A 14,752-nucleotide genomic window follows, 5' to 3' on the forward strand; every position below is an offset into this window, starting at 1 on the left:
AGCAGTACGGAAGAATCCATGTTCCGCAAGAAGGATCCCGGCAATAGTCCCAAGGTCGAGCAGTCGGTCGCCAAGGCGGTCAGCTACGAGATCACCGTGGCCGACATGGCACGTCGCAGCGAGCGTCGTGCATGGTGGGTGGCTACAGGCTCATTGCTGATGTCGCTCGCACTGGCCGGCGGCTACTACTACATGTTGCCGTTGAAGGAGAAGGTGCCGTTCCTGGTGATGGCCGATGCCTACACCGGTACCGCCACGGTCGCGCGGCTCAGCGGTACCTTCCAGGGTGAGACGATCACCACCAACGAAGCGATCAACCGCAGCAATGTCGCCCAGTATGTTCTGGCGCGTGAGTCGTACGACTCTGCCGTGATGGGCCTGCGTGATTGGGAGCTGGTGTTCGTGATGTCCACCGATCCGGTGGCGCAGTCCATGCGTGTGCGTTATGCCGGCAACAACCCGCAGAACCCGTTCGTGATGTACGGCCGCGAGCGCGCGATCCGGGTCAAGATCCTCAGCATCACGCCGCTGGGTGCCGAACCGAATGGCAGCTTCCGTGGTGCGTCGGTGCGCATCCAGCGCAGCCTGCTGGACAAGCGCACCGGCGTTGCCACCTACCTGGACAACCAGCTGGTGACGATGCGCTTCGGCTACAACCAGAACCTGGCGCTGTCCGAGCAGGACCGCATCCTCAATCCTCTGGCCTTCCAGGTCAGTGAGTACCGCGTCGACAACGACTACTCGCGTGGCGTGCCGGTGCCCGATGACGGCGCCATGCAGGCGCAGGCGCAGCAGGCCGCGCAGCAGGCCCAGGGTGTCTACGATCCCAACAATCCGGCTGCGGCCACGATGATCGATCCGGCCACCGGCCAGCCGGTCGCCGTGCCGGCCGGTGGCCATGTGCCGGGGCAGCCCATCCAGGGCCAACCCGTGCCAGGTCAGCCCATGCCGGGTCAGCCGGTGCAGGGGCAAGCAATGCCGGGGCAGGCCATGCCCGGTCAGCCGGCCATGAGGCCGGCGCAGAACAATTCCACCGGAAGTGCTGATGGAGCAAGCAACCGATGAGTAGTCGAAAAATCAGGGGAAGCGCGCTGGCGCTGCTGTCGATGTTGTCGCTGCTGTTCTCCGCAGCGGCGATGGCACAGGCGGTGGACCACTACGAGTACGAGAAGGACCGCATCTATCCGGTTCGCACCGGCCTGGGCCTGACCACCCAGATCGAGTTGAGCCCGAACGAGAAGATCCTCGACTACAGCACCGGCTTCAGCAGCGGCTGGGAACTGACCCGCCGCGAGAACGTGTTCTACATCAAGCCGAAGAACGTCGACGTCGACACCAACATGATGGTGCGCACCGAGACCCATTCCTACATCTTCGAGCTGAAGGTGGTGGCCACTGACTGGCGTCAGCTGGAACAGGCCCGCCGCGCCGGCGTGCAGTACAAGATCGCCTTCGTCTACCCGAACGACACCGTATTCGGTGTCGCCCAGGAAGCGGTCGAGGAAGAGGCCAAGCCGCTGTTGAGTTCGGAACTGGCCAAGGATCGCCAGTACAACTTCAACTACTCCTACTCGACCAGCAAGGCGAAGAAGATGGGGTGGCTGATCCCGGTCAACGCCTACGACGATGGCCGTTTCACCTACCTGAAGCTGCCGAATTCGCCGGAGTACAAGACGGGCATCTTCCCGGCCGTGTTTGGCCGTGAAACGGAGTACGGTGAAGACTTCGTGGTCAACACCACGGTTGAAGGCAATACGCTGATCGTGCACGGGACCCACCCGTACCTGGTCATCCGCCACGGCGACTTCGTCGTCGGCCTGCGAAGGAACGTGAAGAAATGAGCCAGCAGAACACTCCCGGAAACGACCCGAACAACGGACGCGACGAGAGCCAGAGCCCGTACGGTACGCAGGGTGCCTCGGACTCGCAGTCGAATCCGTATTTCGGAACGAGCCAGGCCGAGCCTGCGCCGGATCTGGACGCGGCTGCGCCGCAGCTGCGCTCGGCCGAAGAGCAGCGGCTGAACCGTAAGGCCCTGTTGTTCCTGGGCGGCATCGTGCTGCTGCTGGTGGCCATGGGCTTCCTGTTGTTCCGCAAGGGGCAGGACGGTGATGACTCCGCGCAGAAGGTGCCGGACGTCGCACGTGCGACCACGCCGACGCTGCCGGACGTTACACCGCCGCCGCTGGCTCCGCCGTCCGTTGCCGAACCGATTCCGATGCTGCCCCCGATGCCGCAGGACGACGGTCCGAAGCTGGTGCCCATTGCATCACGACCGGAAGCGATGGAGCCCCGTGGGCCGACGCTGGTCGAACGTCGGATGGCCGGCGCGGATGATGCCGCGCTTGCGGCAGGAAATCGCGCGCAGCCGCAGCGCAGCGCGATCGACGAGCAGACCCGTCAAGCGCTGTTGGCGAACATGATGCCCAACCAGCAGGGTACGCAGAAGATCCGTCGCGGGCCGGACGTTGAAGACGTTTCCAGTGCCAGTTACATCCAAAGCCCCGATGCACTGCTGGTGCGCGGCACCTACCTGCGTTGTGTACTGGAAACCCGCATCATCACGGATCTGGCCGGCTATACGTCGTGCCTGCTGACCGAGCCGGTGTACTCGATCAATGGCCGCAGCCTGCTGCTGCCGAAGGGTTCCAAGATCTATGGCGCCTACGGCGGCGGCCCCGTTGGCAAGCGTGTGGAAGTGATCTGGGATCGCATCACCACCCCGAACGGGATCGATGTGGCCATGTCCAGCCCGGGCGTGGATCAGCTGGGCGGCGCGGGTCATCCGGGTCAGTACAGCGCTCATTGGGGTAGCCGTATCGCCTCGGCGCTGATGATCAGCCTGATTTCCGATGCCTTCAAGTACGCGGCGGCCGAGCACGGCCCGGAGACCACCACCATCGCCAACAACGGCATGACGGTGCAGTCGCCGTATGAAAGCGCCACCGCACGCACGATGGAGCGCCTGGCCAACGAGGCGCTCAGCAGCAACCGCCGTCCGCCGACCGTCACCATCAACCAGGGCACCATCGTCAATGTCTACGTCGCCAAGGATGTGGACTTCACCAACGTGCTGAACCCCCGCCGGTAACCAACGAACGATCATGGACGCCGAAGTGTCACCCCTCGCCCTCGTCTCCAGTGATTTCCTGCGCTATCAGTACGAAGTGCTGGGCATCGCCGAGTACATGAGCTCCCCGGAAGTGACGGAAATCTGTATCAACCGTCCTGGTGAGCTGTACCTGGAAACCCGGGCGGGGTGGCAGCGGGTGGATGTGCCGGGCCTGACTTTCGAGCGGGCCCGGCAGTTCTGCACGGCAGTGGTGAACGAGAGCAACACCGGCCAGCGCATCACCGATGCCGATCCAGTGGTCTCGCTCACGTTCCCGACCGGACAGCGTGCGCAGTTCGTAATCCCACCTGCGTGTGATGCTGGCAAGGTGTCGATCACCATCCGCCTGCCATCCAAGCACACCAAGTCGCTCAGCCAGTATCACGAGGATGGATTCTTCAACCAGATCCTGGAAAGCGATGGCAGCATCAGCGAACAGGATCGCGAGCTGCTGGAGCTGCGCCATTCGCGTGAGTACGCCGAGTTCTTCCGGCGCGCGGTGATGTACCGCAAGAACATCGTGGTGTCCGGTGCGACCGGTAGCGGCAAGACGACCTTCATGAAAGCGCTGGTCAACCATATTCCGGACAACGAGCGCCTGGTCACGATCGAGGACGCGCGCGAGCTGTTTCTGACCCAGCCCAATGTCGTGCACCTGCTGTACTCCAAAGGCGGTCAAAGCACCAGTAATGTCAGCGCCAAGAGCTGCATGGAGGCCTGCCTGCGCATGAAGCCCGAACGCATCATCCTGGCCGAGTTGCGCGGCGATGAGGCGTTCTACTTCATCCGCAACTGCGCCTCCGGCCACCCCGGTTCGATCACCAGCTGCCATGCAGGCAGTCCGGAACAGACCTGGGACCAGCTGGCGCTGATGGTGAAGGCGTCCAGCGAAGGGTCGGGCCTGGAATTCAACGTGATCAAGCGACTGTTGATGATGACCATCGACATCGTCGTGCACATCAAGGCGCATGCCGGCTCGCGCTACATCACCGGCATCGACTTCAATCCTGGGCGTGCCCAGGGGCAGGAGGGCTGAAGGATGCTGCCAGGACTGGAAATGATGGCGTGCCCGGAGATGGCCGTGTCGATGGAGGTGATGCAGCACGTCATCAACGTCGAATCATCGCGCAATCCCTACGCCATTGGCGTGGTCGGGGGTGCCTTGGTGCGCCAGCCCAAGGCGCTGGACGAGGCATTGGCGACGGTGCGCATGCTGGAAGAGAAGGGCTACAACTTCTCCATCGGGCTGGCCCAGGTCAATCGCTACAACCTGGGCAAGTACGGGCTGGACTCCTACGAGAAGGCCTTCCAGCAGTGCCCGAACCTGCAGGCGGGATCACGCATCCTCGCCGAGTGCTACAAGCGCTCCGGCGGCGACTGGGGCAAGTCATTCAGCTGCTACTACTCCGGAAATTTCGAAACCGGTTTCCGTCATGGCTACGTGCAGAAGGTCTACGACTCGATGCGTCGTGGGCAGCTGCTTGCCAGCAATGGCGTCGCGCCGATCGACGTGGTCAGTCGCGGCGAACGCCGCAGCGTGAAGGTTGAACATCATCCGCAGCTGGCCTCTCCGGCGCAGGCGCGCATCGTTGCGCAGTCGAGTGGCCCGGTGTATGTGCCCTCGGAAGATCCGGCGCGTGCCTATGTGGTGTATCCGTCCACCGGTGCGATGGCGCGGGGCAGCCTGCTGAACCTCGCCGACCAGGCCCTGTCCAAGGTGGTACTGGGCTCGGTGGACCGGATGATGCAGCCGCAGCCGCAGCCGCAGCCGCAGTCGCAGTCGCAGTCGCAGTCGGCCCAAGTCGGGGGCTATCCGCAGCAGCAGGCCGCCGGCATTCCCCAGCAGCTGCCGCGCCAGGGCGCTGCGCAGCCGATGGCCATGCCGCAGCAGTTGCCGGGTGCTGCCGGCGCCGGCAATGAGGGCCCCGTGATGCTGCGGCCCTGGAGCGAGCGCAACCAGCCGGTGGCCGGTGGTGACAATTCTTACAACGTACCGGCGCAGGCAGCGCCGGTGCGGCAGATTCCCGCAGGGGATGCGGCCTTCGTGTTCTGACGAAGTCGTGGTTCGGTCGGGCTCCCGCCAGGCCAATTCAGTTGTGTTAGTCCATCAACAAGGAAATCAATCCATGAAGCGATCCAATCTCGACCTCGTCCAGGCCCAGCGCACGCTGAAGACCCTGCTGATGGCCACCCTCTTCGTTGGCGCACTGTTTGCACCGCAGGTATTCGCCAACAGTACCGATTTCGGCGGTACCGACAAGAAGGTCTGCGGTTTCTTCTCCAACATCAACGGCCTGCTGAACATGGCGTCGATCGCCGTGGTGACCATCGCTGTGATCTTCGCCGGCTACCAGATCGCCTTCGCGCACAAGCGCATTGGTGACGTTGCACCGATCCTGATTGGTGGCGTGCTGATCGGCGCCGCTGGCCAGATCGCCCGCATGCTGCTGGGTGAAGGCAGTGACGGCAAGTGCACTGGTGGCGGCACCACGTACTACCTGATCAACAACGCGATCCAGTATTACAGTGCATAAGAACGTCGTGTTCCGCGGCTGCACGCGCCCAGCAATGTTCCTGGGCGTTCCCTACCTGCCATTTTTCATGGTGGCCGGTGGGTTGTTGCTCCTCAGCATGTACACGAACTTCTGGTTTCTGCTCACCATTCCGTTGGCGGTCTTCATCATGCGGCACATGGCCAAGCGTGACGAGATGATCTTCCGGTTGTTGGGCCTGCGCCTGATGTTCAAGCTGAAGGTGCGCAACGTGCAGGAACACGATGGCATGTGGGTGTTCAACCCCAATCATTACCGCGACAAGCCGGCCCGAATGGATTGAGGTCCGGAACCGGCCCGGCGGGCGTCCGCTCCCGCCGGGCCTTTTGAAACTCCTCGGCAATACCTCTTTGGAAGCAGTCGTATGTTCAGCCCTGACACCTCCATCAGCGAGTTCATCCCGTTGTCGTCGCATGTCGCTCCGAACGTGGTCAAGACCACGGGCGGCGACTACCTGCTGACCTGGCATCTGGAAGGACTGCCGTTCGTCGGCCGTGAGGAATGGGAGCTTGAGCACCGGCACAACACGTTCAACCGTCTACTGCAGACGCTGCGTGCGCCGGACTTCGTCAACGTTGCCTTCTGGGTGCATGACATTCGTCGCCGGCGTACGCTGAAGGGCAAGAGCAGCTACCAGCAGCGCTTCAACCAGGACGTGTCCGACCAGTACATGGGCATGCTGTCCTCGCAGCGCATCATGCAGAACGAGTTGTACCTGACCATGATCTACCGCCCGGTGGTAGCCGGTAAGCGCTTCGTGGAGAAGTCGGGGAATGTCGAGAAGCTGCGCGCCGAGCAGGAACAGGCCATCGAGAAGTTGATGGAGCTGGCCGGCAACGTGGAAGCCGTGATCCGCGACTATGCGCCGTATCGCCTGGGCATGTACGAAGCCAAGAACGGCGTGGTGTTCTCCGAGACGCTGGAGCTGTTCGGCTACCTGGTCAATCGCATCGATGAGCCGGTACCGGTGCTGTCGGCGCCGATCAAGGATTACCTGCCGGTCAGTCGCCACATGTTCTCGGCCAAGACCGGTGATTTTGCGATCAATACCCCCAATGGTGCCAACCACTTCGGCGCCATCCTGAACATCAAGGAGTATGCCGAGGGCACCTATCCGGGCATCCTCAATGGCCTGAAGTACCTGGATTACGAGTATGTCATCACCCATTCGTTCAGCCCGATGGGGCGTCAGGATGCGCTGAAGGTGCTCGATCGCACCAAGGGCATGATGATTTCGTCCGGTGACAAGGCGGTCAGTCAGATCGTCGAACTCGACCAGGCGATGGACCAGCTGTCGTCGGGCAACTTCGTGCTCGGTGAGTACCACTTCATCATGGCGGTCTACGGTGATACCCAGGCCAAGCTCTCGCAGAATGTGGCGACCACCCGTGCCGAGCTTTCCAATGCCGGCTTCGTGTCGACCAAGGAAGACCTGGCGGTTACCTCGTCGTTCTACTCGCAGCTGCCGGGCAACTGGCGCTATCGCACCCGACTGGCCAATGTCAGCTCGCTGAACTTCCTGGGCCTGTCACCGCTGCACAACTTTGCCACCGGCAAGCAGCACAACAATCCGTGGGGCGACTGTGTCACCACGCTGCAGACCACCAACGGCCAGCCGTACTACTTCAATTTCCATGCGACCCACCCGTCGGAAAACTCGCTGGGTGAGAAGGCGATCGCCAATACCATGGTGATCGGCAAGTCCGGTACCGGTAAGACCGCGCTGATCAACTTCCTGCTCAGCCAGGTGCAGAAGTACGAGCCGTCGCCGACCATCTTCTTCTTCGACAAGGATCGCGGTGCCGAGATCTTCGTGCGCGCCTGCGGTGGCAACTATCTGGCCCTGGAGAATGGTGCGCCGACCGGCTTCAACCCGTTCCAGTGCGAGAACAACGAATCCAACGTGCAGTTCCTGGCCGACCTGATCAAGGTGCTGGCCGGCAAGCGCGAGTACAGCGCCCGCGAGGAAGAGGACATCTATCGCGCGGTGGAGAGCATGCTCGATACACCGATGCACCTGCGCAGCATGACCAACTTCCAGAAGAGCCTGCCGAACATGGGCGACGACGGTCTGTATGCACGCATGCGCCGCTGGACCTCAGGAAATTCGCTGGGCTGGGTGTTCGACAATCCGGTCGATACCGTTGACCTGAGCAAGGCCAACATCATCGGCTTCGACTACACCGACATCATCGACAACCCCGAAGTGCGCGTGCCGGTGATCAATTACCTGCTGCACCGCCTGGAGTCGCTGATCGACGGTCGTCCGCTGATCTACGTGATGGACGAGTTCTGGAAGATCCTGGACGGCGAGGGTGGCCTGAAGGAGTTCGCCAAGAACAAGCAGAAGACCATCCGTAAGCAGAACGGTCTGGGCATCTTCGCCACGCAGAGCCCGGAGGACGCGTTGAAGAGCGATATCTCCGCCGCACTGATCGAGCAGACGGCCACATTGATTCTGCTGCCGAACCCGAATGCCAGCAAGAGCGATTACATGGATGGCCTGAAGCTGACGGAGGCTGAGTTCAAGGTCGTTACCGCCCTAGATGAACGCTCGCGCTGCTTCCTGGTCAAGCAGGGTCATGCTTCCAGCGTGTGCCAACTCAACCTGCGTGGCATGGACGACATTCTCTCGGTGATCTCGGCCTCGACCGACAACATCGACATCATGCACCGGGTGCTGCAGACCGCTGCCGTGCGTGCGCGCGTCACGGTGGATGAGCTGACGCCGGAACAGTGGCTGGAAGATTTCTACAGGAACCGGAAGGGTTCGGGGAAGTCGGCAAACAATAGTGAGGTTGCGGCATGACGATCGCTCGATACGTAACCAACGCAGTTACCTTGAATTCGATGGAGACGAAGATGGATGCCACTACCCGCGCCACTCAGACGCCGAGCGCCGCATCGAAGTTGCGTTTTGCAGCGCTTGCACTCTCGCTTGCCGCGATGCTCAGCTCTCCGGTGAAGGGCTACACCTTCCCGGTGGTCGAAGTCGGCCTGAACACGGTCAACAGCACGTTGACGGAGTTCAATACGCTGACCAGCCAAGCGCAGGCATTTGCCGAGTATGGCACCCAGGCTTCGCGGTTCATCGAAACGACGCAGAACTGGGCGCAGAAGCTGGCGAAATTCAACCAGATCATCGCCTCTCCGATCATGCCGACGGGCGTGACGCTGAAGCCAGTCGCGGCCGAGTGGAATGTGGCCGAGCGCTGCGGCTCCGGCTCCATCATGAGCCTGTCCGGCATTCTGACGGCATTGGACATGAATCCCGGTGGCGACATCGCCGCACAGCAACGGAATATCTGCGCGGCGATCCAGATGCTGGAGAACCAGAAGTACAACGAGACGGTCGAGGTCGTGCAGAAGACCATGCCGGACATGCGCAAGGTGCTCGACCGGATCAAGGACATCCGCGACCTGTTCAATACGGAAGGCGCGATGTCCGAGACTGCTACCAATGCAGCGGTCACCGACGTCTACATGCAGGCGGACTTCGCCACGTGGGAGCACAAGGTGGGCGCATATGACCGGCAGATCCAGGCGCTTACCCGCATGCAGCAGATGCTGGCCCAGCGAGCATTGAGGGGTACGCCTTCGCCGGTGGGAACGATCGTCAAGGCGGCTGCTCTCAAAGCAGCGCTGTCGAACTGATGTTGAGGGCCGCTTCGGCCCGGTTGTACTTAATTATTGGGTGAAGTCATGGGTCTAGGGATGGGAGTCGGCATGTTCGGTACGAATGCACTGGATATGCTGCAGAACCTGCACGTATCGTCGTCGGTTGGCGACTTCGTGTTCTTCCGGCTGATCCTCGATTACCTGCACAAGGAAATCGCGGATTTCGGCGTCGAGCTGCTGGGAAGAATGATGAAGTGGGTCGGTGCTATTGCGCTGACGTTGATGACGCTCTGGGTATTCATCCAGGGCTTCCGCATCGTGACCGGGCGTAGCCGTGACTCGATGATGGTGCTGGTCACCAACATGGCCAAGGCGGCGCTGATCGTCTCTGTTGCCACCACCATGGCGATGTTCGGTCGTGATCTGCATACCTTCCTCAACAAAGATGTGAAGAATGAGATCACCCAGGTCATCACGGGCAAGCAGGACTCTCCGGAAGATCTGATCGACGAGAACCTGGGTTACATGCAGTTGGCGCTTTCATCCGTCGATGCGCTGGACGTGATGGGCGATGTGACGCTGGACAGCGCAAAGACCCGCGCCATGTGGTTCATCGGCATGGGCACCGGTGGGCCTGCTGTCACCGCAGGCTCGATGTTGCTGCTGTACGAGGTCGCATTGGCGTTGTTCATTGGCCTTGGGCCATTGTTCATTCTATGTCTGCTATTTGATCAGACAAAGCAGTTGTTCCAGAAATGGTTGATGTATGGCATAGGTACGATGTTCTCGATGGCGGTGCTTGCAGCGATGACAGCGATTGCCATGAAGCTCGTGGCCAAGGTTGCGCTGTCGTTCTGGGGCTCCGCACTGGTGGGCACCCTGATGGGAGACAACTTCACCGAAGGCATGTCGAGCATGGCATTGCAGCAGGGCGGCATGGGCCTGATCCTGACGACATTGATTCTTACGTCGCCGCCGATGGCCGCGATGTTCTTCCAGGGTACGTTGGGTAGCTTCATGGCCTATTCGCAGATTGGTGGTTCGCCGGCCGCGCAGCCGGGACCGCAGGGGCAGCCGCCGGGTTCGGTGGGTGGCTCTTCCTATAAGCCGAGTGCCCCCAGCAACAATCACGCATTTGAGGCGCCCTCTCAGAGCTCGATGCCACGATTCAGCAGTACAGTTGATGCACCCGCGCAGACCGGGCAACGTGGCAATGCTCCAACGATGAATGTCTGACTGAATTTGTGGAGTTCCCGATGCGAGTTATCTGCAGTTTTCTGACGTGGGCTGTACTGTCCATTTTTTCGCTTTCCGCCTATGCGGAAGGGGGAAGCTGTCCGCCAGGGTTCTATCCGATTGGAGGGCAGGGGGTGCAAGGATGTGCTCCTATACCTGGAGCGTCTTCTGGCTCTGGCCCAGCCGCTGTGGACGCCCCGCCCATTCCGACCGGGGAGTGGCTCACAACCTGGGGAGCGGTTGCAGAGTCTCCGACATCGAATCTTGTGGGAACCTCTGCCAACAAGAGGAGCAAGGAGCTTGCCGAGTCGGAGGCGATTAGAAAGTGCGCTGCCGAAGGTTCAAGGGACTGCAGGACTACCGTGAGCTATTACAATCAATGCGTGGCATTTTCTGCGCCATCGTCAGGTAAAGGTCGGGGCTCAGTGAACACCGCGGTAGACATGGATACAGTGAAGGCTCACGCACTTCGCAGTTGCAGGGATACCGGCGGAGGTGGCTGCATCATCGCCTATTCGGAATGCTCGAACCCTGTATTTCGCGAGTACTGAGTGCAGACGTAGATATAGCTCCGTGGACGGAAGGCTTTGCGCACGTTTGCGCTCGTGTATTTGGATAACAGAGCTCCTGTGGTTCTACAGAGTTGGAGTGGCGCTTAAGGTTGCGACCCCAACTGGTCTGCTGGAGCTGCATCGGGGGCTCATGCGCTTACGTTCGGCCTGAATCCTTCGGCGACTATGCGGCTTCTCGCGCGTGCTTGAACCGAGCGCTTCGCGACTACTGAGAGTCGTTGAGCGTGATCTGGGAGCAGCGTGTGCCGACGCGTGTTCTTGTCGGGTGAGTTAAGAGCCGGCTGGACCTGAGGCTTCCAGATCGCATCCGCCGTGATCATCGGTCAAGTAGGCGACCATTCACGATAGCCGCGCTTTTTCTGTGATCAAGTGCGCTTTTCACTCCAAGTCCCCTTCGACGACGGAAGCTCCCTCGAAGTAAGCTGCGTGCGCGTCAAAATTCCGACGCATTGCTGCCATCGAACGCAGGAGCTTTTCCGTCCATGAGGACTCTGACCACCCGCGCTGCGGGTGACGCTTGCCACCATCGCGGTCGCCGTGGGCTCGGGGCTACATCGGCCATGGCGGACGCTGTGGCATGCGGCGCATTGCACCGGTTTCCGGCCGCCGCGCGGGTAATGGCAAGACGGGATTGAAGGAGTTGCAGGGGATGGAGAAGGGGAGTGGCGCGAACATGGATAATGCCTTGGCGTTCGTGCCCTCCGGCGCGAACCTGCTGGAGGCGGTACGCGGCGATCTGACCGGCAACGGTATCGACGATCAGTTGCTGGTAATCGACCAGCCGGCGCCCGATGGCCTGGTGGCTGGCGAACATGGTCCCAACCGGGTGCTGCTGCTGTTGCTGGGCGATGCTGCGGGGCGCTGGCAGCTGGCAGCGCGCAACGACAAGCTGGTGCCGTGCTCCACCCGCGGGGGTATTGCCGGGGATCCCTTCGCCTACGTGACGATCGAGGATGGGGCGTTCAGCGTGATTACCAATGGCGGCAGCCGGGAGCGCTGGAGCAGCGTCTATACGTTCCGTTACGCGCCGGCGGAACAGGCCTGTTGGGTGCATGGCGTGCAGCGCAGGGTGGTCGACACCGAGACCGAAGCCACGCATACGCGTGACTTCTCGGCGGCTGAACTGGGTCGGGTGCGGTTCGAGGATTTCGACCCGTCGGTCATCGCCGACGTGAGCTTGCCCTGAGTGCCGTGCCTGTGAGGAGGCAGGAGTACCCAACGATGATCGAGCAGGAGTTTCACCGTGTCGCAGGATAGAGAGTCGCAGCTGTTGCGGCAGGCCACGGAGGCCGGCATCACCTCGTCCCGGGAACTGGCCAACTTCATGGCGCAGGCTGGGCACGAGTCCCGTGGCCTGAGCCGGCTCAATGAAAGTTTCAACTTCACCCGGGGCATCTCGCAGGTCCCGGTGGAGGCGGCGTGGCGCAATGGCAATGGTGCGCTGGAGAGCGCCCGACAGGAGGCACTGCGCGGCCGCCCGGAGAACCTGGCCGAACTGATGTACGGCGGACGTATGGGCAATGACGCGCCCGGTGACGCGCTGAAATATCACGGCCGCGGCTACCTGCCGCTGGTCGGCAAGGAGAATTACGAGCGTGCCGGCAAGGCGCTGGATCTGGATCTGGTGAATCACCCGGACCTGGCTGCGCAACCCGAGCACGCAGGTCGTATTGCGGTATGGCAGTGGCAGACACGTGTGCCGGAGGCGGCACGCGAGGATGTGCGCGAGGCGACGCGCGCGATCAATGGAGGTCTGAACGGTATCGAGGCACGCCAGCAGCGGTTCGAGGTGTGGCAGCAGAAGCTCACGCCCGACGTGATGGCACGGCTGGATCGTGGCGAAGTCGGTGCGCCCGCGCAGCAGGCCGTCGCGCGCGACATGTCGCAACCGGGCGAGCCGGGACATGCTCTGTTCCAGAGCGCGCGCCAGTATCTGCAGCAGATGGTTCCGCAGAGCGGGCTGCGCAGCGTGCAGGAGCTGGACAACGCCGCCGGTGCGCTGGCCGTGAGCGCTCAGAAGGCGGGACTGTCACGCATCGATCATCTGCTGGCCGGCAATGACGGCCGCACGCTGTTCGCCGTGCAGGGCACGCTGGGTGATCCGGCCATGCTGCGTGCCTCCGTTGACCGCGAACAGGCGGCCCAGCAACCGCTGGCAGACAGCAGCGAGCAGTTGGCTGCCGCTGTTTCGCAGCAGGACCCGGCGGCATCGGTCGCCCGCGAGCAGGAACAGCGCTCGCGATTGTTGTAACACCGGGGTGCCTGTGGGCGTGCACCCTGCAGGCACTGTGCGCACGATGCGAGGCGCCCTGTGGCGCCGACATGGAAACCCACACGTAAGGACACCACATGCGAATCGTTCTCCCGTCTTGCCGGCACGCCGCTGCCCGCTGTACTTCCTCCCTGCGCCAGCTGCCGCCGCTCTGGCTGCTGCCGCTGGGCCTCGCTGCGGGGTCGGCACAGGCTCAGGAGGCTGCGCCGCCTGCAACGGACACACCTCCGGTTGTAACGGCGGTGACCGATGTGCCTTCAGCACCCTTACCAGTAGCACCTGCCACGGAGGCAGCTGCTTCGGTGGCCGATGCCATTGCGGCGCCCCAGACACCGGCGGTGGCGACGACAGAGGCATCGCCTGTGGCCCCCGCAGTGGCAGCGACGCCGGAACCTGTGCCGGCCGCATCAGCTCCAGCTCCTGCGGCGGTCACCGCATCCGCGCCACCCACTCCCACTGAGCCGCCTGCCGTTGAGGCCGTACCGGCACCGCCGGCGCCTCCTGCACTGGACATCGTGCCGTTGCTGGCGGAGCAAGCGACCGAACGTGCGCTGGGAGCCCGCTGTCCGGTCGATCTGGCCGGGCGCCTGGCCACCCAGGGCGATCTGCTGATCGGGGCGTGCCAAGGCACGATGCCTGCACATCTGGCTGCGCTGCTGGTCGCATTGCCCGAGCAGGACATCCACCTGCCGCGCAGTTGGCGCGAGCGTGAGGTGCGGCAGAAGGTCTGGTTCAAGGCGGTGGCGGGCTTCGGCCAGCGTCCGGATTTCATCGCGCGCATGGGCGACGTCTGGGTACGTTCGTTGGAGGGGCGCGACGCAGACAGCACGTTCTATCTGGTCTCGGCGCCCTTCATCTGCAGTGACCAGAGTGGCGGTCGCAATGAAGAAAGCGCGGAGCCGGTGCGCCTGGCCGCGGGCGACTGCCGCGAGGCCTATGTGGCCCAGCGCGTATACCAGGTCCGTGGCGATGCCGCGCCGCGCGACGTCACCGACGAGGCGCTGCCGGCGATGCCAGACATTGCCGAAGCGGACCGTGCACGGCAGGTGGTGCGCCACGGCCGGATCACGTTGGACCACAGCAAGCTGCAGTATGGCCCGGCGATGCGCTGGTTCGTGCAGTATCCAGAGACGGCGCAGAAGGGCGGCCCTCGCGCGTTCAGTGACTGGAACCGGGAGCACCTGGCATTCGTAGTGTGGACGGGTGATCGCTTCGAGCTGCGCGAGAAGGTATCGCGCAGCCAATGGCCCTGTGATCCGGTCGCGCCCGGCGATCGTGCCTGTGGCGGATTCCCGGATTCCGGGCCGGATCTGTTTGTGACGGCTGCGGCCTCCGCGCCGATGGCGGCCTCCAGCCCGTAAGGTGGGAGCGGGAGCCGATATGACCGGCT

Annotated in this window: 14 protein-coding genes; all 14 read left to right on the forward strand. The window is 62.5% G+C overall.

Annotation, left to right across the window (positions count from 1 at the left end; all coding sequences use genetic code 11):
• Positions 1 to 18: 18 nt before the first annotated feature.
• Positions 19 to 1,065 (forward strand): VirB8/TrbF family protein, encoded by a 1,047-nt coding sequence (locus ABH900_RS15025; RefSeq protein WP_429623879.1) that lies wholly within the window; start codon positions 19 to 21, stop codon positions 1,063 to 1,065.
• On the forward strand, positions 1,062 to 1,841 hold the full coding sequence (locus ABH900_RS15030) for a TrbG/VirB9 family P-type conjugative transfer protein (RefSeq protein ID WP_429623881.1): 780 nt from the start codon (positions 1,062 to 1,064) through the stop codon (positions 1,839 to 1,841). The genes ABH900_RS15025 and ABH900_RS15030 overlap by 4 nt, the downstream gene beginning before the upstream one ends.
• The gene (locus ABH900_RS15035; RefSeq protein WP_429623883.1) at positions 1,838 to 3,091 is read left to right on the forward strand and encodes a TrbI/VirB10 family protein; all 1,254 of its coding nucleotides are present in this window, start codon (positions 1,838 to 1,840) and stop codon (positions 3,089 to 3,091) included. Before ABH900_RS15030 ends, ABH900_RS15035 begins: the two co-directional genes overlap by 4 nt.
• A gap of 13 nt (positions 3,092 to 3,104) precedes the next feature.
• Positions 3,105 to 4,148: a P-type DNA transfer ATPase VirB11 gene (gene virB11, locus ABH900_RS15040; RefSeq protein WP_429623885.1), complete on the forward strand. Its 1,044-nt coding sequence runs from the start codon at positions 3,105 to 3,107 to the stop codon at positions 4,146 to 4,148.
• Positions 4,149 to 4,151: 3 nt separating this feature from the next.
• Positions 4,152 to 5,165, forward strand: a complete 1,014-nt coding sequence (locus tag ABH900_RS15045) for a lytic transglycosylase domain-containing protein (protein WP_429623886.1) — start codon at positions 4,152 to 4,154, stop codon at positions 5,163 to 5,165.
• Positions 5,166 to 5,238: 73 nt separating this feature from the next.
• Positions 5,239 to 5,646, forward strand: a complete 408-nt coding sequence (locus ABH900_RS15050; protein ID WP_429623888.1) for a TrbC/VirB2 family protein — start codon at positions 5,239 to 5,241, stop codon at positions 5,644 to 5,646.
• A complete protein-coding gene (locus ABH900_RS15055; RefSeq protein ID WP_429623889.1) occupies positions 5,639 to 5,947 on the forward strand; it encodes a type IV secretion system protein VirB3 in 309 nt (102 codons plus the stop codon). Before ABH900_RS15050 ends, ABH900_RS15055 begins: the two co-directional genes overlap by 8 nt.
• Before the next feature lie 81 nt (positions 5,948 to 6,028).
• On the forward strand, positions 6,029 to 8,473 hold the full coding sequence (locus ABH900_RS15060) for a VirB4 family type IV secretion/conjugal transfer ATPase (RefSeq protein ID WP_429623890.1): 2,445 nt from the start codon (positions 6,029 to 6,031) through the stop codon (positions 8,471 to 8,473).
• Between the two features lie 53 nt (positions 8,474 to 8,526).
• Complete coding sequence (locus ABH900_RS15065) at positions 8,527 to 9,318, forward strand: hypothetical protein (RefSeq protein ID WP_429623892.1); 792 nt, start codon at positions 8,527 to 8,529, stop codon at positions 9,316 to 9,318.
• Between the two features lie 72 nt (positions 9,319 to 9,390).
• Positions 9,391 to 10,518, forward strand: a complete 1,128-nt coding sequence (locus ABH900_RS15070) for a type IV secretion system protein (protein WP_429623894.1) — start codon at positions 9,391 to 9,393, stop codon at positions 10,516 to 10,518.
• Between the two features lie 20 nt (positions 10,519 to 10,538).
• Entirely contained in the window at positions 10,539 to 11,069 is a 531-nt protein-coding gene (locus ABH900_RS15075; protein ID WP_429623895.1) for a DUF4189 domain-containing protein, read from the forward strand.
• 670 nt (positions 11,070 to 11,739) lie between these two features.
• The gene (locus ABH900_RS15080; RefSeq protein ID WP_429623962.1) at positions 11,740 to 12,276 is read left to right on the forward strand and encodes a hypothetical protein; all 537 of its coding nucleotides are present in this window, start codon (positions 11,740 to 11,742) and stop codon (positions 12,274 to 12,276) included.
• A 57-nt stretch (positions 12,277 to 12,333) separates the two neighbouring features.
• Complete coding sequence (locus ABH900_RS15085) at positions 12,334 to 13,341, forward strand: XVIPCD domain-containing protein (RefSeq protein ID WP_429623896.1); 1,008 nt, start codon at positions 12,334 to 12,336, stop codon at positions 13,339 to 13,341.
• 536 nt (positions 13,342 to 13,877) lie between these two features.
• The gene (locus ABH900_RS15090; RefSeq protein WP_429623897.1) at positions 13,878 to 14,723 is read left to right on the forward strand and encodes a hypothetical protein; all 846 of its coding nucleotides are present in this window, start codon (positions 13,878 to 13,880) and stop codon (positions 14,721 to 14,723) included.
• Positions 14,724 to 14,752: the final 29 nt, after the last annotated feature.

It is taken from the genome of Stenotrophomonas sp. AN71 (assembly GCF_050435725.1).
GTDB lineage: Bacteria > Pseudomonadota > Gammaproteobacteria > Xanthomonadales > Xanthomonadaceae > Stenotrophomonas.

Bases quoted from the DNA above. Each gene is read 5' to 3' on its own strand.
- ABH900_RS15075 (WP_429623895.1), top strand. From the start codon at position 10,539: ATGCGAGTTATCTGCAGTTTTCTGACGTGGGCTGTACTGTCCATTTTT.
- ABH900_RS15035 (WP_429623883.1), top strand. From the start codon at position 1,838: ATGAGCCAGCAGAACACTCCCGGAAACGACCCGAACAACGGACGCGAC.
- ABH900_RS15070 (WP_429623894.1), top strand. From the start codon at position 9,391: ATGTTCGGTACGAATGCACTGGATATGCTGCAGAACCTGCACGTATCG.
- ABH900_RS15065 (WP_429623892.1), top strand. From the start codon at position 8,527: ATGGATGCCACTACCCGCGCCACTCAGACGCCGAGCGCCGCATCGAAG.
- ABH900_RS15060 (WP_429623890.1), top strand. From the start codon at position 6,029: ATGTTCAGCCCTGACACCTCCATCAGCGAGTTCATCCCGTTGTCGTCG.
- ABH900_RS15030 (WP_429623881.1), top strand. From the start codon at position 1,062: ATGAGTAGTCGAAAAATCAGGGGAAGCGCGCTGGCGCTGCTGTCGATG.
- ABH900_RS15080 (WP_429623962.1), top strand. From the start codon at position 11,740: ATGGAGAAGGGGAGTGGCGCGAACATGGATAATGCCTTGGCGTTCGTG.
- ABH900_RS15025 (WP_429623879.1), top strand. From the start codon at position 19: ATGTTCCGCAAGAAGGATCCCGGCAATAGTCCCAAGGTCGAGCAGTCG.
- ABH900_RS15045 (WP_429623886.1), top strand. From the start codon at position 4,152: ATGCTGCCAGGACTGGAAATGATGGCGTGCCCGGAGATGGCCGTGTCG.
- ABH900_RS15050 (WP_429623888.1), top strand. From the start codon at position 5,239: ATGAAGCGATCCAATCTCGACCTCGTCCAGGCCCAGCGCACGCTGAAG.
- virB11 (WP_429623885.1), top strand. From the start codon at position 3,105: ATGGACGCCGAAGTGTCACCCCTCGCCCTCGTCTCCAGTGATTTCCTG.